Below are 21,639 nucleotides of genomic sequence, written 5' to 3' on the forward strand. Positions count from 1 at the left end.
TGCCGGAGAGTGCCCGGCACCACAGGGACATCAGTCAGCGTTGAACCGGACCACCGTGCTGATCGCCGTTTCGTCCGGGATGGTGTTGACGTCGCTCCAGTCACCCCCGCCCACGCCGAAGTCCAGACGGCGGACGGTGGCCTTGCCGGTCAACACCGGCTGCGCACCCGGTGTCCAAGTGAAGGTGAGCGTCACCGGTTTGCTGATACCACGCAGCTCCAGCGTGCCATCGGCCGCGTAGCGGTTCTCACCCAGTGCACGGAAGCCGGTGGCGCGGTAGTGCGCCCTGGCAAAACGGGCGACGTTGAAGAAGTCGGCACTTTGCAGGGTGGCGTCGCGGTCGCTGTTGCCACTGCTGACACCGGCCAAGGGAATGTCGACCTCGAGCTTGCCCGCCGCCGGATCGGCCGGGTCAAAGCTGAGCCGGGTCTGGAAGCCGGGGAAGCGGCCGGTGAAAATTTCACCGTCATACTTGGTGGCGAACACCAGCGTCGAACCGGCCGCCTGGGTGTAGTCGGCCGCCAGCGCCGGTGTGGCCGCGAGCAGGCCGGCCAGGGCGGCGGCGGTGGCCAGCGGGGAGGGGAACTTGAATGTCATGCGCCATCCTTCTGTGGGGAGTCGAGCCAGCCTTGCGGCAGCATGCGTACCAGCGTGGCATCGCGCAGCTGCAGATGGTGGTAGAACGCGGCGCCGGCATGGGCGACCACCAGCAGGATCAGCGCCCAGAAGCCCCATTCGTGGGCATCGTGGAAAATTTCCCGCAGTGATTCGCTGGGGGCCACCAGCTTGGGCATTTCCCACAGTCCGAACAGTTTGAACGGACGCAGGCCGCTGGCCGAGTCGTACAGCCAGCCGGACAGCGGCATGGCGAACATCAGCCCGTACAGCAGCCAGTGCGTGAGCGAGGCGGCGCGCGCCTGCCAGCCAGGTGTGGCCGGTACCGGTGCGGGTGCCCCGGCATACAGGCGCCATGCCAGCCGCAGCACCACCAGCACCAGCACGCTGATGCCGATGGACTTGTGCATCGTGTAGATCCAGAAGTATTTCGGGGTTTTCGGGAACTCGCCCATGACCAGGCCGACGATGCCCAGGGCCAGGATCAACAGGGCGATCAGCCAGTGCAGGGTCTTGCTGATGCCGCCCCAGCGGTCGATGGTGTTTTTCAGGGTCATGGGTGCGTGTCCATTTCGTTGTCGAGGGCGGCATCGGCCGCGTCTTGCAGTGGGTCGTTGGAGGGGGTGGGAGGAATATCGGGGGCCGGTGCCTCGGCGTTGCCATCACGCACCGCCTCGGCTTCGATGCGCAGTTCCACGCGGTCGCCGATCACCGGTTTCCACGCATCGATGCCGAAATCGGCACGGCTGAGTACCGTGGTGGCGGAAAAGCCGGCGGTACGGCGGAACGGCGGTAGCGGGTGGCGCTTGAGCTGGTTGAAGGTGACTTCCAGTACCGCATCGCGGGTGACGCCGCGCAGCGTCAGCAGGCCGTGGATGCGGGCATGGGTGGCATCGAGTGGCTCGATGCGGGAGGAAACGAAACGCGCCTGCGGGAAGCGCTCGCCATCGAGCAGGTTGCGCGCCAGCGTGGCCTGGTTCCACTTGTCGTCGCCCAGGTCCAGCCGGGTGACGGGAACGCTCACCTCGAGCCGGGCGCTGGACCAGTCGTCAGGATCGAATTCGAGCACGCCCTCGCTGCCGGAAACCGTACCCAATGCCTGCGAGAAGCCGGCATGTTCGATGGAGAACAGCACCCGGGTGTGTACCGGGTCCAGCCGGTAACGTGCGGGGGCAGCATGGGCGAGCAGGGGCAGCAGGCCGCAGGCCAGCAGCAGGAGGAGTCGTGGCACGTCGGTTCGGCTCCGGTTCGGGATATCAGGATTCTAGGCGTAGCACTGTCAGGGATTGTGTCGCTGTCAGGTAATGGATTGTTACCGCAGTTGCAGGTGGGAGGGGAGTGCGGCGCGGCGTTGCGGCTTTGTTCCGCTCAAACGGGACGTATAGAGTGCGCTGCTGGAACAGCGGCGCGCGCCGCAGGGCCGGGGCGCGGTGCAATCGGGTGGTATCCGGGGAGCAACAGGTGGCGATGACGCATCTTTGGGGAAAACAGGGGCTGCAATGCTGATGTCATGGCGGGGATGTCGGCCGGATTCGGTTGTCGAAGCGGCGCCTGGCCGGCGGTGGATGCATTGCCGAAGCCGCAGCGGCTCCACTGCTGTTGCCGGAGCGGTGCCGTCATGATCCCGCGGCTGCTGCCATGGCTTGCAGGCCTGCTGGCCTTGCTGGCGATACCGGCGATGCCCGTACAGGCGGAGGTGCCGGCGACGCCGCAGCCCCGGCAGATCACGGTGGCCGACGGGCTGCCGTCGAGCAATATCAATGCCTTTGCCGAGGATGGCTTCGGTTACCTGTGGCTGGCCAGTCGCGATGGCCTGGCCCGCTTTGACGGCCGCAACTACCGCATCTGGCGGGCCAACGATGGCTTGCGCGACAACCTGGTGTGGAGCCTGCACGTGGATGCCCGCAACCGGTTGTGGGTGGGGACGCAGAACGCCGGCCTGGCGATGCTGCCGGCCGAACGTGACCGGTTCACCTTCTACGACCGCGAGCACTACCCGCAGATCGGCAGCAATACGGTCTGGAGCATCACCTCCACACCCGATGGCAGCCTCTGGTTCGGCACCAGTACGGCCGGCCTGCACCGGCTGGCGGCGGACGGAACCCTCACCCGTTTCATGCCGGTGCCGGGCGATACCCGCAGCCTGCCCTCGGCGGCGGTGGGCTATCTGGCGGTGACGGCTGACGGCAGCCTGTGGGTGGGGACCAAGGATGGCCTGGCGCGCTGGGATGGAACCGGTTTCGAGCGGATGGCGGCCGGAGTGTTGCCCTCGCCGCGGATCAACGGCCTCAAGGTCGACGAGCAGGACCGTCTGTGGATAGCCACCAACGAAGGGGTGGCGGTGCGGGAGGCCAATGGCCACTTCCGGCGTGCCGAGTGGCGCGGCATGGCCGCGGGCGATGTGCTGAACGTGCTGCAGTATTCGGACGATGGCAATTACTGGCTGGACACCCGCTCGGGCCTTGGCCGGATGCGGCTGGGCGACGTGCAGAATGTGCCGTTGTACAGCGCGCAGGAACGGGGGCTGGTCAAGCCGAACTGGAGCAGTGCCCATGAGGACCGCGAGGGCGGGCTCTGGTTTGCCAGCACCAATGCGGGCCTGTGGCACCTGTCGCCGAACTGGCGCCAGTTTTCGGTGTTCTCGCGCCTGCTGGATGACCCGGCCTCGCTGCGCAATCCCTATGCGCTGGCACTGGCGCCCTCGGCCTCCGGCGGCATCTGGATCACCGGTACGCGCGGCGCGCTGGACCGGCTGGACCCGTTGACTGGCAAGGTCGAACACCACCTGGCCAGCATCGATGGCAACAACTGGCCGCAGTCGATAGTCGAGGACCGGTTCGGCAGGGTATGGATCGGCAGCCTTGATGCGCTGATCCGCTACGACCCGGCCAGCGGGGCGACGCGTCGCTGGGATCGCGGCAGCGGTGTCGATGCGGCGCTGCCGGGTGATGGCGACGTGGTGCAGGTCTGCGATGGCGGCACGCTGTGGGTCTATTCCGAAAACGGCGGGATGCAGCAGCGCGATCTGGACGGGCGCGTGCTGCGCTACCTGCCGCTGGGAACGTCCGGCCTGCCGTTGTCTGTGGTCTCGGACATGCGCTGCGGGCCGCAGGATCAACTGTGGCTGGCGACCGAGAGCGGGCTGATGGCGTGGGTGCCGGAGCTGGCCGGATTTGAACGCCTGCCGGGCAGCACCCTGGACAGGATCTACACGTTCCGGGTCACCGATACCGGCGTGGTCTGGGTGGCTGGGCTCGGGCACATGGACCAGTACCTGTGGGACGGGCAGCGGCTGGCGTTGCTGGACAGCATTGGCGCCGAACACGAATTTCCGGCATTGGCACCGGGTGGACTGGTGGTGGACAGCGACGGTGTGGCGTGGGCCAGCAGTGCGCGCGGTTTGATCCGGATCGACCCGGCCAGCCGTTCGATCCGCCTGTATGGCGTGCATGACGGGCTGCCGGGACAGGAATTCCGTCGGCGTGCGCTGGTGCAGGCCACCACCGGACAGATTGCCGGGGGCACCCCCGAGGGCGTGGTGCTGTACGAACCGTCGCTGCTGAAACCCTCCGGCCGCCAGCCGCCGCTGGTGATCGAGCGGGTGAGCGTGCGCCGTGACGAGCGGGCGCACGACCTGACCGGGAAGCAGCCGTTGGAAATCGAGGATGGTGACCGCGACCTGCATATCGTCGCGCGGCTGCTGTCCTTTGCCGACTCGGCGACCAACAGCTACCGCTTCCGGCTTGGCGGCTACGACCCGGACTGGGTGGAAGTCGGCGCCACCGGCGAGCGTCTGTTCTCGCGCCTGCCGCCGGGTCATTACCGCCTCGAGGTGCAGGCCAAGACCTCCGACAACGTCTGGTCGAAAATGCAGACGCTGGCTTTCCACGTGCAGCCGCCGTGGTGGCGCAGTGCCGCCGGCATGACCTCGCTGATCGTGCTCGGGGTCGCGCTGCTGGTGTTTGCCGGCTGGCTGTACCGGCGCCGGCTGCGCCGTATTAACGTGTGGCAACTGGCCCGGCACAAGCAGGAACTGGCCGAACAGGCCTCTGATGCCAAGACCCGCTTCCTGGCCACGCTCGGGCATGAGGTGCGCACGCCGATGACCGGGGTGATGGGGATGAGCGAGCTGCTGCAGTCCACCAAACTGGACGAGGAGCAGCGCGGTTATGCCGATTCGATCCGGCGCGCGGGCGAGCACCTGCTGCGGCTGGTCAACGACGCGCTGGACCTGGCCCGTATCGAGGCCGGCAAGCTGGAGCTGCAGCAGCAGCCCATCGACCTGCACCAGCTGCTGGCCGATGTGCGCGGGCTGATGGAGCCGCTGGCGCTGCGGGGCGGGCTGGAATTCGTGTCCGACGCGCAGGTGCCGGTGGGCACCTGGCTGGATGGCGATGCGATGCGTCTGCAGCAGATCCTGCTGAACCTGCTCAACAATGCGATCAAGTTCACCCGCGGCGGCTCGGTGACGTTGCAGGTGACGCTGGAGCCGGGAGGCCGCGGGGTGCACTTCCACGTCCGCGACACCGGCCCGGGCATCAATGCCGAGCAGCGCCAGCGCCTGTTCCGCCGTTTCGAACAGGCCGAAGGGGCACGCACGACCGCGCGTTTCGGTGGCAGCGGGCTGGGTCTGGCGATCTGCAACGAGCTGGTCACGGCGATGGGGGGCAGCATCGAGGTGGTCAGCAGCCCGGGGCGCGGCGCCTGCTTCAGTGTGTCGCTGCCGCTGGAGTGGCGGACGGTCGCCGGTGGCCCAATCACCAGCACCAGCACCAGCACCAGCACCAGCACCAGCATTCAAGCCAGCCCCGGCCAGGATCGCGCGCTGCCACCGCTGTGCATCCTGCTGGTGGAGGACGATGCCACCATCGCCCAGGTCATCAGCGGCCTGCTGATGGGCCACGGCCACCAGGTCGTGCATGTGCCGCACGGCTTGGCGGCGCTGTCGGAGGTGAGCAGCCGCGCCTTTGATGTGGCACTGCTGGATCTGGACCTGCCCGGCATCGACGGGCTCGGCCTGGCCCAGCAGCTGCGGGCCCAGGGCCAGACCCTGCCGCTGGTGGCGGTGACCGCGCGCTCGGACGCCGAAGCCGAACCACAGACCCGCGCGGCCGGCTTCGATGCGTTCCTGCGCAAGCCGGTTACGGCGCGGATGCTGCTGGATGTGATTGCCACGGTACTGGAGGCCCGGCACCGCGACACCGGCCACTGAGCCGCGGCATTGCGTCCGTTATTCGACCACTTCCTCGACCGTGCGCGGGTGCGGGCGGTTTTCGGGCAGTTGCCAGAACACCAGGGTCGAGCTGAGGGTGATGATGCCGACGCAGACAAAGGTGGCGTGCAGTGCCCGCATCGCGTCATGGCCGCCCAGATGGCTGCCGAATGCGGCCAGCAGACTGCCGGCGGCAGCGGCGCCGAAGCCGGTGGCCAGCATCATCACCATCGACAGCAGGCTGTTGCCGCTGCTGGCCTGGGTGCTGTCCAGATCGCGCAGCGTCACCGTGTTCATCACCGTGAACTGGATCGAGTTGAAGGTGCCGAACACCGCCAGCTGCAGGATCTGCTGCCACAGCGGCTGGCCCGGCTGGACGATGACGAAGCTGGCCATCGCCAGCCCCACGCAGACGGTGTTGACCATCAGCACGTGGCGGTAGCCGTAGCGTTCCACCAGCTTCACCGCTGCGCGTTTGGCGGCCATCGCCGACAGCGCCACGGGAATCATCATCATCCCGGCATTCATCGGGCTCATCCCCAGCCCGACCTGCAGCAGCAGCGGGATCAGCAGCGGCATCGCGCCACTGCCCATGCGCGAGAACAGGTTGCCGAGGATGCCGATACGGAAGCTGCCGACCTTGAACAGGGTCAGCGGGAACAGCGCGTTGGCCCGGCCGGCGGCATGCAGCCAGTAACCGGCCAGTGCGACCAGGCCGATCACCGCCAGCACGATCACCAGCGCCGGTGCCGAGCCGAACGTGGAGGTGCCATCCAGCGCCAGCGACAGCGCGATCATGCCGAAGGCCAGCATCAGGTAGCCGGCCAGGTCGAAGCGCAGTTTCCGGTGGCCATAGTGGTTGGGCATGATCCGCAGCGCGGCGATGAAACCGATCACGCCGATCGGCAGGTTGATCAGGAAGATCCAGTGCCACGAAGCCACTTCCACCAGCCAGCCGCCCAGGGTCGGCCCCAGCAGCGGCCCCATCAGCGCGGGGATGGCGATGAAGCTCATCGCCGCCAGAAACTGCTCACGCGGGACCGTGCGCATCACCGCCAGCCGTCCCACCGGCAGCAGCATCGCCCCGCCGACGCCCTGCAGCACGCGTGAGGCGACCAGCCAGCCCAGCGTGGGCGACAGCGCACAGGCCAGCGAGCCGAGGGTGAACAGCACGATCGCGGCCAGGAAGGTGCGGCGGGTGCCGAAGCGGTCGGCGATCCAGCCCGAGGCCGGAATGAAACTGGCCACCGCCAGCGCATAGCTGAACACCACCGACTGCATCTGCAGCGGGCTCTCGCCGAGGCTGCGCGCCATTGCCGGCAAGGCGGTGTTGACGATGGTCGAATCCAGCATCTGCATGAAGATGCCCAGCGACACCAGCCACAGCAGCGGCTTGTGGCTGGAGCGGGCGGCGCTGGCGTCGGCTGTCGGCATCACATCCTCGGTATCCGGGCGGGGCGGCCATTGTCAGCGCCGGCAGGTGCAGAAACTGCGTAGAGCGCTGGCCGCTGTCGAACCGGTGTGATCGGACGGGCGGATCGCCTGCACGGCAAGCGGGATGGGAGCGCAAGTCCGGTACTGATGGCCCGTGGTCCACGGTGCTGCTGGCGGCCACCGTTGCAGTGGCCGGTCCTGGTGGACAACAGGGTGCGGCGGGACTTCCTCGCCGTGGAACAACGCCGGGGCAGGCGCCGGCGGCGGTTGTATGCGGATCGGTGTGGGTCGTCCGTGGCCGGCTGAACGGCCGCGGGGGGCTGCCGGACAATGGATGGGCCATTGTCCGGCAAGCGGCTTCAGCGGCGGCTGTGGTTGTGGACGGCGTCCACCAGCACGGCGACGTGCTCGGGGTTCATGTCCGGCGACATGCCGTGGCCGAGATTGAAGATATGGCCTTCGCGCGAGCCGCCATTGCCGTCGCGGTAGCTGTCCAGCACCACGCCGACCTCGCGACGGATCGCCTCGGGTGTGCCGTACAGCGTGGTCGGATCGAGGTTGCCCTGCAGCGCGACCTTGCCGCCGGTGCGGCGTGCGGCTTCGCCCAGCTCGGTGGTCCAGTCCACGCCGACGCCCTCGCAGCCGCTGTCGGCCAGTGCTTCCAGGTGCGTGCCGTTGCCCTTGCCAAACAGGATCAGCGGGGTGCGCTCGGCGCCCTGGCCGCGCTCCAGTTCCCGGGCGATACGGGTCAGGTAGGGCAGCGAGAATTCGCGGTACATCGCCGGGCTCAGCACGCCGCCCCAGGTGTCGAACACCTGCAGCGCCTGCGCACCGGCCGCACGCTGCGCCGACAGATAGGCGATCACCGCATCGGTGACTACGCCCAGCAGCTGGTGCAGCGCCTTGGGCTCGTTCAGTGCCAGCGCCTTGATGCGTGCGTAGTCCTTGCTGCCACCGCCCTCGACCATGTAGCAGGCCAGCGTCCACGGGCTGCCGGAGAAGCCGATCAGCGGCACCTTGCCGTCCAGCTGGCGGCGGATCACCCGCACCGCGTCCATCACGTAGCGCAGCTCGGTTTCCATGTCCGGCACCGCCAGCTTGGCGATATCGGCCACGCTGCGCACCGGGTGGCGGAACTTGGGGCCTTCGCCATCGACGAAATACAGCTCAAGGCCCATCGCGTCGGGGATGGTGAGGATGTCGGAGAACAGGATCGCCGCATCCAGATCGAAACGCTCCAGCGGCTGCAGGGTGACCTCGCAGGCGATCTCCGGATTCTTGGCCATGGCCAGGAAGCTACCGGCACGGGCACGGGTGGCACGGTATTCCGGCAGATAGCGGCCGGCCTGGCGCATCAGCCACACGGGCGTGCAGTCCACGGGCTCGCGGCGCAGGGCGCGCAGGAAGCGGTCGTTGCGAAGTGGGCTGGTCACATGAACTCCTGGGTAGAAAGTAGGCACGGGCGCGCCAGCGGCGGCCACGGCGGGGGCGGGATCAGGATCAGGGGTGCGGCAGGCCGCTGGTGAACATCACCTGGAAGCCCCGTTTGATCTGCATGTCGCGGGCCTTCTCGAAGGCCTGCAGCGCATCGTCCTGTTGCAGGAACAGCTCCCGGCGCAGTTGCACCCGGCCACCGGTCTGGCCGCTTTCGCGCAGCAGCTCCCAGCCGCCGAGCAGGTCGGCGACCAGCGACAGCTGGACATAACGGGGAGCTTCGTTGCCGCTGGGCGGCTGTTGCAGAAGGACGCGCATGGGGCAGATTGTAGCCGTTGCGGGGGATCAAGGCCGCCGCGGCACCGGCATCAGCACGGGCCGCCACGGGAGACAGGGCAGGTGGGCGCAGGCGGCAGTGGGCCGGGCTCAACCCTGCTGCAGGACCTCCAGTACCGCGGCTTCGTCCACGTCCGGCACCACCTCGGCCTTGCCGATGCCACGCCACAGCACCAGCCGCAGGCGTCCGGCGATGTTCTTCTTGTCCAGGCGCATGTGCGCCAGCAGCGTTTCCGGTGCCAGCCCGGCGGGGATGTCCACCGGCAGACCATAGGCCAGCAACAGCGCGTGCAGGGTGCCGGTATCGGCCGCATCGGCCATGCCCAGCGCGGCGGACAGGCGCGCGGCCAGCACCATGCCCACCGCCACGGCTTCGCCATGGTTGAGGTTGTCGTTGCCCGGCGCGCCGTAGCCCTGTGCGGTCTCGATGGCATGGCCGAAGGTGTGGCCGAGGTTGAGCAGGGCGCGCTCGCCCTTTTCCAGCGGATCGCGTTCAACGATCTGCGCCTTGTGCTCGCAGCTGCGGGCGATGGCCTGCGCCAGCGCGGTGTCGTCGCCGGCCAGCAGGGCTTCGCGCTCGCTGTGCAGCCACTGGAAGAAGGCCGGGTCGCGGATCGCGCCGTACTTGATCACCTCCGACAGCCCGGCGCGCAGCTCGCGCGGCGGCAGGCTGCGCAGCACGGCGGTATCGGCGATCACCGCACGCGGCGGATGGAAGGCGCCGACCAGGTTCTTGCCCTGGGCGATGTCCACCGCGGTCTTGCCGCCGACCGAGGAGTCGACCATCGCCAGCAGCGTGGTCGGCAGTTGCACGCAGTCCACGCCGCGCATCCAGCAGGCGGCGGCGAAACCGGCCAGGTCGCCGACCACGCCGCCACCGAGGGCGAACACGCAGGCGTCGCGGGTGGCACCCAGCGATGCCAGCGCGTTGATCGCGCCGCTGAAACTGTCCAGCGTCTTGGAGGCCTCGCCGGCGGGAATGATGTACTGGCCGATCACCAGTTCCGGGCGTGCGGCCAGCAGCGTCTGCCGCACCTGCGCCAGATACAGCGGGGCGATGGTGTCATCGCTGACCAGCAGCACGTGGCGGCCGCGGATGGGCGCGCTGAGCAACTGGCCGTCACCTTGCAGGCCGGGACCGATGTGGATCCGGTAGGGCAGTTCACCGCCGACGGCGACGATGCGGGGTGAAGCGGTCATGCGGGAAGCTCCGAGATCTGCCAAAGCGCGGCCAGCCGCACCACGGCATGGGCGGTGGCTTCGGCGGGGGAATAGAGGTCGGTGTCGACGATCATGTCGGCCACCTGGTGATACAGCGGATCGCGGAAGGCGGCCATTTCCTGCAGCACCTGCGCGCGGTCCTCGCGCTGCAGCAGCGGGCGGTTGCGGTCGCGCTGCAGGCGTTGCAGCTGCGAGGCGACGCTGACCCGCAGGTAGACGACGAAACCGCGTTGGCCGATCAGCTCGCGGTTGTCGGCATCCAGCACGGCGCCGCCGCCGGTGGAGACCAGCTGGCCGCTGCGTTCCAGCAGGCCGGCCAGCACGCGCTTTTCATGGGCGCGGAAACCGGCTTCGCCGATGTTGTCGAAAATGGCGGGAATGCTGGAGCCGGTGTCATCGACGATGGCCTGGTCGACATCGACGAAGTGCAGCCCGAAGCGCTCGGCGAGGCGGCGGCCGATGCAGGTTTTTCCGGCTCCCATCGGGCCGACCAGAACAAGATTGGGGGCGGGATTCATAGCGGAATGATGCCAGCACCTCATGGCGGTGCGTTAACACGGTAGCAGCGATGCTGGCCCACACCACGAATGGTTCGTGGTGCAACCAAGGAGCACGGCATGTCTGTAGCGAAGATCATCGAAGTCAACGCTTCCTCCAGCACCAGCGTCGAGGATGCGGTGCGCAGCGGGCTGAAGAAGGTGGCCGGTACCGTCAAGGGTATCCAGGGCGCATGGATCAACGAAACCAAAGTGGTTACCGACGGCGACGGCAACATCCGCGAATGGCGGGTCAACATGCGGGTGACGTTCCTGGTCGAATAGGCCACAGCACCCCCGGCTGTGGTGTCCGCGCAGCGGGCTCAGCGGGGCGTTGCCCCGCACCACAGCACCTGCCGCTGCGCATCCAGCGCGATCACCCGGTCGGCGATCGCCGGCAGCGTGCGCAAGGCCTGCCGGCTGACCCGCTCGTAGAACTGCACGAAGCGCTCAACCTGCGCGCGGCTCATGCCGCTGCGGCCCGGCGCAGCCCGTTGCAGGGCCTGTTCCTGCTGCCAGCGCCACTGCGGCACCACCGCAAAAGAGGGCGGCTGCAGGAACCACAGCCGGTCGAAGCATTGCCACAGCGCGGGATAGTCGCTGGCCAACGCGTGGTTGCACCAGCGGCGCCAGCGACCGTCGCCATCGGCGTCGCGTTCCAGTGCGTTCAGTGGCGTCGACAGCGCTACCTCCGGCTCGGCCGGTGTCCCAAGGAACCAGCCTTCGAACACCAGCAGGTCCAGCCGGCCTTCGATGCGCTGCCAGTGCACGGCATCGACCCGCTCGTCGGCGAGCTTGTCAAAGCGCGGCAGCGGGAACGGCTGTCCGTCCCTGGCGGCTTGCAACGTCGCCCGTGCCAGCGGCAGGTCATGGGTGCCGGGCGGGCCGCGCGTGGCCAGCAGCGGATGCACCTGGTCGGCCAGACGCTGCCGTTGTGCGCGGGTCAGGTAGGTGTCGTCGATGGACAGTGCGGCCGCGCGCAGGCCGCGTGCGCGGGCCAGTTCCACCACCTGCGCGGCGAGGGTGGACTTGCCGCTGCCCTGCAATCCGCTGATCGCCAGTACCGGCATGGCGGTGCCGCAGGCAAGCGCCTCGTCCAGTGCCTGCGCGACCAGGGGGCTGGCGAAGCGGCGGGCCGGAAAATTGTGCGCAACCGCTGACATGACGCCACAATAGCCCAAACCCGTGCTGTTCGAATTGGACCTATGAGCGACCTGTACGCAGAAGCACTTTCCACCTTCGCCTCGCTGTTGGAGGAGGCCAAAGCCGGCAAGGAAATCGATGCCACGGCGATGACCGTGGCGACCGCCGATATCGATGGCCGCCCGTCGGCGCGCACCGTGCTGCTCAAGGCGTTCGATGAGCGCGGCTTCGTGTTCTACACCCACCTGGACAGCCGCAAGGGCCGTGAGCTGCACGAGAACCGCCAGGCGGCGCTGCTGTTTTTGTGGCGCAGCCTGCGCGAGGCCGGCATCCAGGTGCGGATCGAAGGCGACGCGCAACTGGTGTCCACCGCCGAGGCCGACGCCTATTTCGCCACGCGCCCGCGCATGAGCCAGATTGGCGCCTGGGCATCGGCGCAGTCGCAGCCGCTGTCCTCGCGCGAGGAGTTCAACCAGCGGCTGGAAAGTTTCCAGTCGCGTTTTGAAGGCCGCGAGGTGCCGCGCCCGGAAGGCTGGAGCGGTATCCGCGTGGTGCCGCGGCGGATCGAGTTCTGGTATGGCGTGGACTTCCGCCTGCATGAGCGCTGGAGCTACGAGGCCGATGCGGCCGGGGTGTGGAGCAAGCAGCTGCTGTATCCGTGAGCCGTGGGTGATGCGGAGGGTGTGGGCATGAAACTGCAGCCGCTCTACCGGATCACCGTGTTCGTGCCGCCGGTGCATCTGCAGGCGCTGAAGGCCGGCATCCTTGCGATGGACGATCTGGCGGCCGGCGGCTACAGCCACGGCATGTGGGAATCGGCACCGGGCCAGGAGCAGTTCCGTGTGCAGGAAGGCACCGCCAGTACGGTCGGCGTGGCGGGCGAGCTGGTGCGTGAATCCAGTGTCCGCCTCGAATTCTGCATCCCGCGTGATCACGGCCGGCTGCAGCGGCTGCTGGACGCCATCGCCGCCCATCATCCCTGGAACACCCCGGCGGTGTTCGTCGACAGCACGGAGTTTGCCGCGCCATGATCGGTCCGCGTCGTATCGTCTGCCTCACCGAAGAGCCCACCGAAACGCTCTATGCCCTTGGGCAGCAGGAGCGCATCGTCGGTATCAGTGGCTTCACCGTGCGGCCGCCGCAGGCGCGACGGGAGAAACCCAAGGTCAGCGCCTTCACCAGTGCCAAGGTCGGAGAAATCCTCACACTGAAGCCGGATCTGGCCATCGGTTTTTCCGACATCCAGGCCGATATCGCCGCCGAACTGATCCGCAACGGCGTGGAGGTGTGGATCGCCAACCACCGCAGTGTTGCCGGCATCCTCGACTACATCCGCCGTCTCGGTGCGCTGGTCGGCGAGGCCGCACGCGCTGAAACGTATGCGGACCAGCTGCGGCGCGGGCTGGATGCCATCGCGGAACAGGCGGCGCGTTTGTCGCAGCGGCCGCGCGTGTACGTGGAAGAGTGGGACGAGCCGATCATCACCGGCATCCAGTGGGGCGCCGAGCTGGTGGAGATCGCCGGCGGTATCGACGTGTTTCCCGAGCTGTCGCGCGAGCCGCTGGCCAAGGCGCGCATCCTTGCCGACGGTGCACCGGTGATCGCGCGCAACCCGGACATCATCATCGGCTCGTGGTGCGGCAAGAAATTCCGCCCGGAGAAGGTGGCCGCGCGACCGGGCTGGGCGGCGATCAACGCGGTACGCGACGGCGAGCTGCACGAGATCAAATCACCGCTGATCCTGCAGCCGGGGCCGGCGGCGTTGACCGACGGCGTGCAGGCCATTGCCGCCATCGTCCAGCGCTGGTCGAAGCGGCAATAACGCCGCTCCTGCAGGACCCGGACGCTCAGTGTCCGCCACCCGGTGCCAGCCCGGTATAGCGCGCACGCGGGCGGATCAGCGTACCCAGTGCCTGCTGTTCCAATGCATGTGCCAGCCAGCCGGTCAGCCGGGCGGTGGCGAACATCACCAGCGCATGGCTGGCCGGCAGCGCGTAGACATAGCAGATCGCCGCCAGCAGGCCGTCGATGTTGGGATGCTGGCCGCTGTGTTCGGCGGTGGCGGCCAGCACCGTTTCCACGTGGCGCATGCGATGGCAGTCGCCGCGCAATACCCGCAGCTGCCGCAGCACTTCGGCTCCGCGCGGGTCGCCGTCCGGATACAGCACGTGGTTGAAGCCGGGCAGTTCGTCACCGCGTTGCCAGCGTTCGGCGATGAAGCTGGCGGGCGAACCGCTGGCCTCGGCGTCACACAGCAGGGCGTGCGCGCGTGCGGTGGCGCCGCCGTGGCGTGGCCCGGACATCGCCGCAAGCCCCGCGCACACGGTGGCGTGCAGGGGCGCTCCGGTGGAGGCGACCACGCGGGCGGCGAAGGCCGAAACGTTCAGTTCATGGTCGGCGCACAGCACCAGCGCGCTGCGTACCAGTCCGGCAAAGCCCGCATCGCCGGGTTGCCAGGTGTCGGCGAGCAGGCGATGCACCGGGCGGGCGTCGGGCTGGGTGCCGACCAGCAGCGCAGCGTTCTGCCGCAGCAGCAGCGCCGCTACTTCGCGGCGCACCGGTGCGGCGGCGTTGAGTGACTGCCGCTGCTCCAGCGCCAGCAGCGGGATGCAGGCCAGGCTGCGTTCCAGCGGCGGCAATGTGGCATCCAGCGCCACCGCGGCCGTCCGCGCGGGCCACGGATCGGGTGCGGCCGCCGCGAACGGGTCCAGGGTTTCGCATTCCCACAGCAGCCGCGCGATGTCCTCCAGCGTGGCGCCGTCGCGGGCCGCCTCCACCGCGGAATGGCCGCGGTAGTAAGGCGCATCCGGACGGATCAGCGAGATGCGGGTTTCCAGCACCGGCAGGCCGCGATCCAGGCTCTGCGCCGCGCCACGGGCCGCACCGTGCCCGGCACGCTTGCGCTGCGCCAGCCGTTCCACTTCGGTACGCAGATAGACACGGCTGCGGCGGTCCGGGCCGGGGCGCGAACTGAGCTGGCCGCGGCTGACATAGGCGTACAGCGTGGCCGTGCTGATATCCAGAAGGGCGCAGGCATCACGGGCGGAAATGAGCTCGGTACTGGCAGGACGGGGCATGGAGGCTCGACAGGTTGATTTATTGAATCAAGATTGATCAATGCTTCTGATGGTGACAGATTGGGCGTCGCAGCGGTACGGCATCGCGTGCCGCCCAGAAGGAGTCCATCCATGAGCCTCGTTTCCGCTGGCGCCGCGTTCCGCGCCGCCCTGGCTGCCGAATCACCGCTGCAGGTGATCGGCACGATCAACGCCAACCACGCCCTGCTGGCCAAGCGTGCCGGCTACCGTGCCATCTACCTGTCCGGTGGCGGTGTCGCCGCCGGTTCGCTGGGGCTGCCGGATCTGGGCATCAACACGCTGGAAGACGTGCTGGTCGACGTGCGCCGCATCACCGACGTGTGTGACCTGCCGCTGATGGTGGATATCGACACCGGCTTCGGCCCCAGCGCGTTCAATATCGCGCGCACGGTCAAGTCGCTGATCAAGGCCGGCGCTGGCGCCTGCCATATCGAGGACCAGGTCGGCGCCAAGCGCTGTGGCCACCGCCCGGGCAAGGAAATCGTCAGCCAGGGCGAAATGGTCGACCGCGTGAAGGCTGCCGCCGATGCCAAGACCGATCCGGAGTTCTTCCTGATCGCCCGCACCGATGCCATCCAGATGGAGGGCGTGGACGCGGCGATCGAACGCGCGCTGGCCTGCGTGGAGGCCGGTGCCGACGGCATCTTCGCCGAGGCCGCCTACGACCTTGAGACCTACAAGCGCTTCGCCGACGCGGTGAAAGTGCCGCTGCTGGCCAACATCACCGAATTCGGCGCCACGCCGCTGTTCAGCCGTGATGAGCTGGCAGCCTCGGGGGTGGCGATCCAGCTGTTCCCGCTGTCGGCGTTCCGCGCCGCCAACAAGGCGGCGGAGAACGTCTACGAGGCGATCCGCCGTGACGGCCACCAGCGTAATGTGGTGGACAGCATGCAGACCCGCGAGGAGCTCTACGAGCGCATCGGCTACCACGAGTTCGAACGCAGCCTGGACAAGACCTTCGCTGCGAAGAAGTAACAGCCCCCAACCACCCACCTGTAGGAGCGATGTCAGTCGCGACCGGGCATTGCCGGGAAAGCTTCATCGCGACTGATGGCCAGAGGCCACCCGGCGTCGCTCCTGCAAGGGCAACCCATAGATCGGGAGAAACCATGATGAGCGAGACCACCACCGCCCCCGGCTTCAAGCCGAAGAAATCCGTCGCCCTGTCCGGCACCGCCGCCGGCAACACCGCGCTGTGCACGGTCGGCCGCAGCGGCAACGACCTGCACTACCGCGGCTACGACATCCTGGATCTGGCCAATACCAGCGAGTTCGAGGAAATCGCCCACCTGCTGGTGCACGGCAAGCTGCCCAACAGGGCCGAGCTGCATGCCTACAAGGCCAAGCTGAAGTCGCTGCGCGGCATCCCGGCAGCGGTCAAGGCGGCGCTGGAGGAACTGCCGCCGTCGGCGCATCCGATGGACGTGATGCGCACCGGCGTCTCGGTGCTGGGCTGCGTGGCACCGGAGAAGGACGACCACAACCATCCGGGCGCGCGCGACATCGCCGACAAGCTGATGGCCTGTCTGGGCTCGATGCTGCTGTACTGGTACCACTGGAGCCACAACGGCAAGGTCATCGACGTTGAGACCGACGATGACTCCATCGGCGGCCACTTCCTGCACCTGCTGCATGGCGAGCAGCCGCGCGAATCGTGGGTCAAGGCGATGCACACCAGCCTGATCCTGTATGCCGAGCACGAGTTCAACGCCTCCACCTTCACCTGCCGCGTCATCGCCGGCACCGGCAGCGACATGCATTCGTGCATCGCCGGCGGCATCGGCGCGCTGCGCGGTCCCAAGCACGGCGGCGCCAACGAAGTCGCCTTCGAGGTGCAGAAGCGCTACGAGACGCCGGACGACGCCGAGGCCGACATCAAGGCGCGCGTGGAGCGCAAGGAAGTGGTGATCGGTTTCGGCCACCCGGTCTACACCGTGTCCGATCCGCGCAACCAGGTGATCAAGGACGTGGCGCGCGAGCTGTCGGCCGAGCAGGAGAACATGAAGATGTACGACATCGCCGAGCGTCTGGAGACGGTGATGTGGGACATCAAGAAAATGTTCCCGAACCTGGACTGGTTCAGCGCGGTCAGCTACCACATGATGGGCGTGCCGACGGCGATGTTCACCCCGCTGTTCGTGATCGCCCGTACCGCCGGCTGGAGCGCGCACATCATCGAGCAGCGCATTGACGGCAAGATCATCCGGCCCAGCGCCAACTACACCGGTCCGGAAGACCAGGCCTTCGTGCCGATCGACAAGCGTGGCTGACAGCGTCGCCTGAACCCCTCTCCCCGTAGGAGAGGGGCTGGGGTGAGGGCAGGGTGAAACCCCGCAGCCCCTGGGTTGCACGAGGCTTCTCCCGCCTCCTCATCCGCCCACCGGGCACCTGCATTGGGTACATCGCTGTGCTTCGCCCTTCGGGCGGTTTCGCCGTGCAGCCCGGCAATCCTGCCAGGCTGTCTGCCGATGCAGAAGTAAAACGCGGGTCCCCGCTCCGTTTCCAACTCCCAGCTTTCCGAGTCCGCCATGAACACCGAATACCGCAAGCATCTCCCCGACAGCAACCTGGACTATTTCGATGCGCAGGCCGCGGTGGATGCGATCGCCCCCGGTGCCTGGGCCACGCTGCCATACACCTCGCGCGTGCTTGCCGAGAACCTGGTGCGCCGCTGCGACCCGGCCACGCTCACCGCCTCGCTCAAGCAGCTGATCGAGCGCCGGCGCGACCTCGATTTCCCGTGGTTTCCCGCGCGCGTGGTGACCCACGACATCCTCGGCCTGACCGCGTTGGTGGACCTGGCCGGGCTGCGTGACGCCATCGCCGACAAGGGTGGCGATCCGGCCAAGGTCAACCCGGTGGTGCCGGTGCAGCTGATCGTCGATCACTCGCTGGCGGTGGAATGCGGTGGCTTCGATCCGGACGCGTTCAGCAAGAACCGTGCGATCGAGGACCGTCGCAACGAGGACCGCTTCCACTTCATCGACTGGACCAAGCGCGCCTTCGAGAACGTGGACGTGATCCCGCCGGGCAACGGCATCATGCACCAGATCAATCTGGAGAAGATGTCGCCGGTGGTCTACGTGCAGGACGGTGTGGCGTTCCCGGACACCTGCGTCGGCACCGACTCGCATACCCCGCACGTCGATGCGCTGGGCGTGATCGCCATTGGTGTCGGCGGGCTGGAAGCGGAGAACGTGATGCTCGGCCGCGCCTCGTGGATGCGCCTGCCCGACATCGTCGGCGTCAAGCTCAGTGGCCGGCCGCAACCGGGCATCACCGCCACCGACGTGGTGCTGGCGCTGACCGAATTCCTGCGCACCGAGCGCGTGGTCGGCGCGTATCTCGAATTCTTCGGTGAAGGTGCCGCCGCGCTGACTATCGGCGATCGCGCCACCATCTCCAACATGTGCCCGGAATACGGCGCCACCGCGGCGATGTTCTACATCGACCAGCAGACCCTCGACTACCTGCGCCTCACCGGCCGCGAGGAGAAGCAGGTGGCGCTGGTCGAAAACTATGCGTGGACCACCGGCCTGTGGGCCGATGCGCTGGCAACCGCGCAGTACGAGCGCGTGCTGGAGTTCGACCTGTCCAGCGTGGTGCGCAACATGGCCGGCCCGAGCAATCCGCACCGGCGTCTGCCGGTGACGGCGCTGGCCGAACGCGGCATCGCTGACGAGGCCAAGCTGGAAAGCGGCAAGGGCGAGGAAGCACAGGGGCTGATGCCCGATGGCGCAGTGATCATCGCCGCCATCACCAGCTGCACCAATACCTCCAACCCGCGCAACGTGGTCGCCGCCGGCCTGCTGGCACGCAATGCCAACGCGCGCGGGCTGACCCGCAAACCGTGGGTGAAGACCTCGCTGGCGCCCGGCTCCAAGGCGGTGCAGCTGTATCTGGAAGAAGCCGGCCTGCTGCCGGAACTGGAGCAGCTCGGCTTCGGCATCGTCGGCTTCGCCTGCACCACCTGCAACGGCATGAGCGGCGCGCTGGACCCGAAGATTCAGCAGGAGATCATCGAGCGCGACCTGTATTCGACCGCGGTGCTGTCGGGCAATCGCAATTTCGACGGCCGCATCCACCCGTATGCCAAGCAGGCCTTCCTGGCCTCGCCGCCGCTGGTGATCGCCTATGCCATCGCCGGCACCGTGCGCTTCGATATCGAAAAGGATGTGCTGGGCGTGGATGCCGACGGCAACGAGGTGCGCCTGAAGGACATCTGGCCGTCCGATGCCGAGATCGACGCGGTGGTGAAGGACTCGGTCAAGCCCGAGCAGTTCCGCCGCGTCTACAACCCCATGTTCAACGTGCGCGTGGAGCATGGCGAAAAGGTCAGCCCGCTGTACGACTGGCGTCCGATGAGCACCTATATCCGCCGTCCGCCGTACTGGGAAGGTGCGTTGGCCGGTGAACGTGCGCTCAAGGGGATGCGTCCGCTGGCGGTATTGCCGGACAACATCACCACCGACCACCTGTCACCGTCCAACGCGATCCTGGCATCCAGCGCCGCCGGCGAATACCTGGCGAAGATGGGCCTGCCGGAAGAGGACTTCAATTCCTACGCCACCCATCGTGGTGATCACCTGACCGCGCAGCGCGCCACTTTCGCCAATCCCAAGCTGTTCAACGAGATGGTGCGCAACGACGACGGCAGCGTGAAGCAGGGTTCGCTGGCGCGGGTGGAGCCGGAAGGCAAGGTGATGCGCATGTGGGAAGCGATCGAGACCTACATGGAGCGCAAGCAGCCGCTGATCATCATCGCCGGCGCCGACTACGGCCAGGGCAGCTCGCGCGACTGGGCGGCAAAGGGCGTGCGTCTGGCCGGCGTGGAGGCCATTGCCGCCGAAGGCTTCGAGCGCATCCACCGTACCAACCTGATCGGCATGGGCGTGCTGCCGCTGGAGTTCAAGCCGGGCACCGACCGCCACACGCTGGCCATCGACGGCACCGAGACTTTCGACGTCACCGGTGAGCGCACGCCGGGTGCCGACCTGACCCTGGTCATCCACCGCCGCAATGGCGAGGTGCTCAAGGTGCCGGTGACCTGCCGGCTGGATTCGGACGAGGAAGTGGCGATCTACGAAGCCGGCGGCGTGCTGCAGCGCTTTGCGCAGGACTTCCTGGAATCCTCCGCCACTTGATACATGCCCTGCAGGAGCGACGTCAGTCGCGACGAGGCATTCCCTGATAATCCCCCTTGTCGCGACTGACGGCTCCAGGCCACCCGGCGCCGCTTGCAAGGGGGAAAAGGAGATGGACATGAAGCACGCCCCACAAATCAGAATCCCCGCCACCTACATGCGCGGTGGCACCTCCAAAGGCGTGTTCTTCCGCCGGGAGGATCTGCCGGCCAGTGCGCAGCGGCCCGGCACCGCGCGTGACCGCCTGCTGCAGCGGGTGATCGGCTCGCCCGATCCGTATGGCAAGCAGACCGACGGCATGGGCGGTGCCACCTCCAGCACCAGCAAGTGCGTGATCCTCTCGCCCAGCAGCCGGCCGGATCACGACGTGGACTATCTGTACGGACAGGTGTCGATCGACAGCGATTTTGTCGACTGGTCCGGCAACTGCGGCAACCTGTCCACCGCCGCCGGCGCATTCGCCATCCATGCCGGCTATGTCGATCCGGCGCGGGTGCCGGAGAACGGAATCTGCGAGGTACGCATCTGGCAGGCCAACATCAACAAGACCATCCTCGCGCACGTGCCGGTCAGTGGCGGCCAGGTGCAGGAAACCGGAGACTTCGAGCTGGACGGGGTGACCTTCCCGGCGGCGGAGATCGTGCTGGAATTCCTTGATCCTTCCGACGAGGGCGAAGGCGAGGGCGGTGGCGCACTGTTTCCGACCGGCCACCTGGTCGATGAGCTGGAGGTGCCGGGTATCGGCACGCTGCCGGCGACGATGATCACCGCCGGCATCCCGACCGTGTTCGTCAACGCCGCCGACATCGGCTACAGCGGCACCGAGCTGCAGCCGGCGATCAATGAAGACAAGGCGGCGCTGGCAAAGCTCGAAGCCATCCGCGTGGCCGGCGCGCTGCGCATGGGTCTGATCCGTACGGCCGAGGAGGCGCTCACCCGCCAGCACACGCCGAAGGTGGCGTTTGTCGCGCCGGCGGCGGATTACGTCTCCAGCAGCGGCAAGACGATCAGTGCCGGTGATATCGACCTGAACGTGCGTGCGATGTCGATGGGCAAGCTGCATCACGCGATGATGGGCACCGCGTCGGTGGCCATCGCCACGGCGGCGGCGGTGCCGGGCACGCTGGTGAACAGGGCCGCCGGTGGTGGCGAGCGCGAGGCGGTGCGCTTCGGCCATCCGTCCGGCACGCTGCGGGTCGGGGCCGCGGTGGCACAGCTGGATGGCCAGTGGACGGTGACCCGGGCGGTGATGAGCCGCAGCGCCCGCATCCTGATGGAAGGCTGGGTAAGGGTGCCCGGCGACAGCTTCTGAGCCCGGTTGCCCTGCTGTGACAACGCCCGGCCAGCGTCGGGCGTTGTCGTTTGTGGAAGCCGGTCCACGGAGCGTAACCGGGCTTTGCTTATACTCCCCGTGACCTTTGGGGAGTATCGCGATGGACAGGAAAGGATTGCCCGGCCACGGCGTG

Annotated in this window: 19 protein-coding genes; 9 read left to right on the forward strand and 10 right to left on the reverse strand. The window is 67.6% G+C overall.

The features are described 5' to 3' along the window. Positions 1-30: 30 nt before the first annotated feature. The 3 genes from ACSBPQ_RS04580 to ACSBPQ_RS04590 are packed head-to-tail and all read right to left on the reverse strand — an operon-like array spanning position 31 to position 1,870. Positions 31-597 (reverse strand): YceI family protein, encoded by a 567-nt coding sequence (locus ACSBPQ_RS04580; protein ID WP_442683875.1) that lies wholly within the window; start codon positions 595-597, stop codon positions 31-33. After that, a complete protein-coding gene (locus tag ACSBPQ_RS04585; protein WP_442683876.1) occupies positions 594-1,172 on the reverse strand; it encodes a cytochrome b in 579 nt (192 codons plus the stop codon). The genes ACSBPQ_RS04580 and ACSBPQ_RS04585 overlap by 4 nt, the downstream gene beginning before the upstream one ends. Further along, positions 1,169-1,870 carry a YceI family protein gene (locus tag ACSBPQ_RS04590; RefSeq protein WP_442684509.1) on the reverse strand — a complete coding sequence of 234 codons (702 nt, stop codon included), beginning with the start codon at positions 1,868-1,870 and terminating at the stop codon, positions 1,169-1,171. Before ACSBPQ_RS04590 ends, ACSBPQ_RS04585 begins: the two co-directional genes overlap by 4 nt. Before the next feature lie 363 nt (positions 1,871-2,233). Between ACSBPQ_RS04590 and ACSBPQ_RS04595 the strand changes: the two genes are divergently transcribed. Beyond that, positions 2,234-5,827, forward strand: coding sequence for an ATP-binding protein (locus ACSBPQ_RS04595; RefSeq protein ID WP_442683877.1), 3,594 nt, complete (start codon positions 2,234-2,236; stop codon positions 5,825-5,827). An 18-nt stretch (positions 5,828-5,845) separates the two neighbouring features. Here the strand turns inward: ACSBPQ_RS04595 and mdtD are convergent, their stop codons facing one another. From mdtD to ACSBPQ_RS04620, 5 genes are all read right to left on the reverse strand, one after another. Continuing rightward, positions 5,846-7,261 (reverse strand): multidrug transporter subunit MdtD, encoded by a 1,416-nt coding sequence (mdtD, locus tag ACSBPQ_RS04600; RefSeq protein WP_442683878.1) that lies wholly within the window; start codon positions 7,259-7,261, stop codon positions 5,846-5,848. 359 nt (positions 7,262-7,620) lie between these two features. Then, positions 7,621-8,694 carry a uroporphyrinogen decarboxylase gene (gene hemE, locus ACSBPQ_RS04605; RefSeq protein ID WP_442683879.1) on the reverse strand — a complete coding sequence of 358 codons (1,074 nt, stop codon included), beginning with the start codon at positions 8,692-8,694 and terminating at the stop codon, positions 7,621-7,623. Positions 8,695-8,761: 67 nt separating this feature from the next. Continuing rightward, complete coding sequence (locus ACSBPQ_RS04610) at positions 8,762-9,013, reverse strand: WGR domain-containing protein (protein ID WP_442683880.1); 252 nt, start codon at positions 9,011-9,013, stop codon at positions 8,762-8,764. 108 nt (positions 9,014-9,121) lie between these two features. Next, entirely contained in the window at positions 9,122-10,231 is a 1,110-nt protein-coding gene (aroB, locus tag ACSBPQ_RS04615) for a 3-dehydroquinate synthase (RefSeq protein WP_442683881.1), read from the reverse strand. Beyond that, positions 10,228-10,770, reverse strand: coding sequence for a shikimate kinase (locus ACSBPQ_RS04620; RefSeq protein WP_442683882.1), 543 nt, complete (start codon positions 10,768-10,770; stop codon positions 10,228-10,230). The genes aroB and ACSBPQ_RS04620 overlap by 4 nt, the downstream gene beginning before the upstream one ends. Positions 10,771-10,869: 99 nt before the next feature. Here ACSBPQ_RS04620 and ACSBPQ_RS04625 point away from each other — a divergent pair, with 99 nt between their 5' ends. Beyond that, on the forward strand, positions 10,870-11,073 hold the full coding sequence (locus ACSBPQ_RS04625) for a dodecin family protein (protein ID WP_442683883.1): 204 nt from the start codon (positions 10,870-10,872) through the stop codon (positions 11,071-11,073). A 38-nt stretch (positions 11,074-11,111) separates the two neighbouring features. On the opposite strand, the gene ACSBPQ_RS04630 is transcribed toward ACSBPQ_RS04625, so the two are convergent. Next, complete coding sequence (locus ACSBPQ_RS04630) at positions 11,112-11,951, reverse strand: kinase (protein ID WP_442683884.1); 840 nt, start codon at positions 11,949-11,951, stop codon at positions 11,112-11,114. Positions 11,952-11,993: 42 nt separating this feature from the next. Here ACSBPQ_RS04630 and pdxH point away from each other — a divergent pair, with 42 nt between their 5' ends. From pdxH to ACSBPQ_RS04645, 3 genes are read left to right on the forward strand one after another with little or no spacing between them, the layout of a single operon-like run. After that, positions 11,994-12,593: a pyridoxamine 5'-phosphate oxidase gene (gene pdxH / locus ACSBPQ_RS04635; RefSeq protein ID WP_442683885.1), complete on the forward strand. Its 600-nt coding sequence runs from the start codon at positions 11,994-11,996 to the stop codon at positions 12,591-12,593. Between the two features lie 27 nt (positions 12,594-12,620). After that, a complete protein-coding gene (locus ACSBPQ_RS04640) occupies positions 12,621-12,962 on the forward strand; it encodes a hypothetical protein (protein WP_442683886.1) in 342 nt (113 codons plus the stop codon). Beyond that, complete coding sequence (locus ACSBPQ_RS04645) at positions 12,962-13,753, forward strand: cobalamin-binding protein (protein WP_442684510.1); 792 nt, start codon at positions 12,962-12,964, stop codon at positions 13,751-13,753. Before ACSBPQ_RS04640 ends, ACSBPQ_RS04645 begins: the two co-directional genes overlap by 1 nt. A 25-nt stretch (positions 13,754-13,778) precedes the next feature. On the opposite strand, the gene ACSBPQ_RS04650 is transcribed toward ACSBPQ_RS04645, so the two are convergent. Then, positions 13,779-15,008 carry a citrate synthase family protein gene (locus tag ACSBPQ_RS04650; protein WP_442683887.1) on the reverse strand — a complete coding sequence of 410 codons (1,230 nt, stop codon included), beginning with the start codon at positions 15,006-15,008 and terminating at the stop codon, positions 13,779-13,781. Positions 15,009-15,119: 111 nt separating this feature from the next. Here ACSBPQ_RS04650 and prpB point away from each other — a divergent pair, with 111 nt between their 5' ends. The 4 genes from prpB to prpF all read left to right on the forward strand — a co-directional run bounded on the left by prpB (position 15,120) and on the right by prpF (position 21,485). Beyond that, positions 15,120-16,004 (forward strand): methylisocitrate lyase, encoded by an 885-nt coding sequence (gene prpB, locus ACSBPQ_RS04655; RefSeq protein ID WP_442683888.1) that lies wholly within the window; start codon positions 15,120-15,122, stop codon positions 16,002-16,004. A 137-nt stretch (positions 16,005-16,141) separates the two neighbouring features. After that, a complete protein-coding gene (gene prpC / locus ACSBPQ_RS04660) occupies positions 16,142-17,299 on the forward strand; it encodes a bifunctional 2-methylcitrate synthase/citrate synthase (RefSeq protein WP_442683889.1) in 1,158 nt (385 codons plus the stop codon). 258 nt (positions 17,300-17,557) lie between these two features. Beyond that, on the forward strand, positions 17,558-20,173 hold the full coding sequence (gene acnD / locus ACSBPQ_RS04665) for a Fe/S-dependent 2-methylisocitrate dehydratase AcnD (protein WP_442683890.1): 2,616 nt from the start codon (positions 17,558-17,560) through the stop codon (positions 20,171-20,173). A 118-nt stretch (positions 20,174-20,291) separates the two neighbouring features. Next, positions 20,292-21,485, forward strand: coding sequence for a 2-methylaconitate cis-trans isomerase PrpF (prpF, locus tag ACSBPQ_RS04670; protein ID WP_442683891.1), 1,194 nt, complete (start codon positions 20,292-20,294; stop codon positions 21,483-21,485). Positions 21,486-21,639: the final 154 nt, after the last annotated feature.

Source organism: Stenotrophomonas sp. JC08 (assembly GCF_052180205.1).
Taxonomy (GTDB): domain Bacteria; phylum Pseudomonadota; class Gammaproteobacteria; order Xanthomonadales; family Xanthomonadaceae; genus Stenotrophomonas.

Bases quoted from the DNA above. Each gene is read 5' to 3' on its own strand.
- ACSBPQ_RS04580 (WP_442683875.1), bottom strand. From the start codon at position 597: ATGACATTCAAGTTCCCCTCCCCGCTGGCCACCGCCGCCGCCCTGGCC.
- ACSBPQ_RS04585 (WP_442683876.1), bottom strand. From the start codon at position 1,172: ATGACCCTGAAAAACACCATCGACCGCTGGGGCGGCATCAGCAAGACC.
- ACSBPQ_RS04595 (WP_442683877.1), top strand. From the start codon at position 2,234: ATGATCCCGCGGCTGCTGCCATGGCTTGCAGGCCTGCTGGCCTTGCTG.
- mdtD (WP_442683878.1), bottom strand. From the start codon at position 7,261: ATGCCGACAGCCGACGCCAGCGCCGCCCGCTCCAGCCACAAGCCGCTG.
- ACSBPQ_RS04610 (WP_442683880.1), bottom strand. From the start codon at position 9,013: ATGCGCGTCCTTCTGCAACAGCCGCCCAGCGGCAACGAAGCTCCCCGT.
- aroB (WP_442683881.1), bottom strand. From the start codon at position 10,231: ATGACCGCTTCACCCCGCATCGTCGCCGTCGGCGGTGAACTGCCCTAC.
- ACSBPQ_RS04620 (WP_442683882.1), bottom strand. From the start codon at position 10,770: ATGAATCCCGCCCCCAATCTTGTTCTGGTCGGCCCGATGGGAGCCGGA.
- ACSBPQ_RS04625 (WP_442683883.1), top strand. From the start codon at position 10,870: ATGTCTGTAGCGAAGATCATCGAAGTCAACGCTTCCTCCAGCACCAGC.
- ACSBPQ_RS04630 (WP_442683884.1), bottom strand. From the start codon at position 11,951: ATGTCAGCGGTTGCGCACAATTTTCCGGCCCGCCGCTTCGCCAGCCCC.
- pdxH (WP_442683885.1), top strand. From the start codon at position 11,994: ATGAGCGACCTGTACGCAGAAGCACTTTCCACCTTCGCCTCGCTGTTG.
- ACSBPQ_RS04640 (WP_442683886.1), top strand. From the start codon at position 12,621: ATGAAACTGCAGCCGCTCTACCGGATCACCGTGTTCGTGCCGCCGGTG.
- ACSBPQ_RS04650 (WP_442683887.1), bottom strand. From the start codon at position 15,008: ATGCCCCGTCCTGCCAGTACCGAGCTCATTTCCGCCCGTGATGCCTGC.
- prpB (WP_442683888.1), top strand. From the start codon at position 15,120: ATGAGCCTCGTTTCCGCTGGCGCCGCGTTCCGCGCCGCCCTGGCTGCC.
- prpC (WP_442683889.1), top strand. From the start codon at position 16,142: ATGAGCGAGACCACCACCGCCCCCGGCTTCAAGCCGAAGAAATCCGTC.
- acnD (WP_442683890.1), top strand. From the start codon at position 17,558: ATGAACACCGAATACCGCAAGCATCTCCCCGACAGCAACCTGGACTAT.
- prpF (WP_442683891.1), top strand. From the start codon at position 20,292: ATGAAGCACGCCCCACAAATCAGAATCCCCGCCACCTACATGCGCGGT.